This is a genomic window from Streptococcus sp. CL9.43, assembly GCF_049737935.1.
Classification (GTDB): domain Bacteria; phylum Bacillota; class Bacilli; order Lactobacillales; family Streptococcaceae; genus Streptococcus; species Streptococcus infantis_I.
This window is the reverse complement of the sequence record NZ_JBKOTS010000012.1, coordinates 1-723: the sequence shown is the minus strand read 5'-3', so window position 1 is coordinate 723 and position 723 is coordinate 1. Positions and strand designations below refer to the sequence as shown.

The 723-nt window shown below is 51.0% G+C and carries 8 tRNA genes; all 8 read left to right on the top strand.

Going from position 1 to position 723, the window contains the following annotated elements:
* The first annotated feature begins 19 nt into the window (after positions 1-19).
* The 8 genes from ACLNCS_RS08550 (at position 20) to ACLNCS_RS08515 (ending at position 720) form a co-directional block, all read left to right on the top strand.
* Positions 20-92, top strand: a tRNA-Asp gene (locus ACLNCS_RS08550).
* 18 nt (positions 93-110) lie between these two features.
* Positions 111-183: transfer RNA gene (locus tag ACLNCS_RS08545), tRNA-Lys, on the top strand.
* Between the two features lie 5 nt (positions 184-188).
* A tRNA-Leu gene (locus tag ACLNCS_RS08540) sits at positions 189-270 on the top strand.
* 12 nt (positions 271-282) lie between these two features.
* A tRNA-Thr gene (locus tag ACLNCS_RS08535) sits at positions 283-355 on the top strand.
* 27 nt (positions 356-382) lie between these two features.
* Positions 383-454 (top strand) — tRNA-Gly (locus ACLNCS_RS08530).
* A 7-nt stretch (positions 455-461) separates the two neighbouring features.
* Positions 462-547 (top strand) — tRNA-Leu (locus tag ACLNCS_RS08525).
* 11 nt (positions 548-558) lie between these two features.
* Positions 559-632, top strand: a tRNA-Arg gene (locus tag ACLNCS_RS08520).
* 14 nt (positions 633-646) lie between these two features.
* Positions 647-720 (top strand) — tRNA-Pro (locus tag ACLNCS_RS08515).
* Positions 721-723: the final 3 nt, after the last annotated feature.

Here is a 723-nt window from a genome sequence, read left to right as displayed (position 1 = left end):
GGTCCCGTTAACTCCCATAGGTCCCGTAGTGTAGCGGTTATCACGTCGCCCTGTCACGGCGAAGATCGCGGGTTCGATTCCCGTCGGGACCGTAATAACGAAAGTTATTTGACTCGTTAGCTCAGTTGGTAGAGCAATTGACTTTTAATCAATGGGTCACTGGTTCGAGCCCAGTACGGGTCATATTTGCGGGTTTGGCGGAATTGGCAGACGCACCAGATTTAGGATCTGGCGCTTAACGGCGTGGGGGTTCAAGTCCCTTAACCCGCATAATAGAAATCAGCCGGCTTAGCTCAGTTGGTAGAGCATCTGATTTGTAATCAGAGGGTCGCGTGTTCAAGTCATGTAGCCGGCATTTTTTTTAATATAAACCAGAGTCGATGCGAACGTAGTTCAGTGGTAGAACACCACCTTGCCAAGGTGGGGGTCGCGGGTTCGAATCCCGTCGTTCGCTTATAGAGGCCGGGGTGGCGGAACTGGCAGACGCACAGGACTTAAAATCCTGCGATTGGTAACGATCGTACCGGTTCGATTCCGGTCCTCGGCATATATTGAAGAGCACCCTTAGCTCAACTGGATAGAGTACCTGACTACGAATCAGGCGGTTAGAGGTTCGACTCCTCTAGGGTGCATTAAACATTTAACTCGGGAAGTAGCTCAGCTTGGTAGAGTACTTGGTTTGGGACCAAGGTGTCGCAGGTTCGAATCCTGTCTTCCCGATTG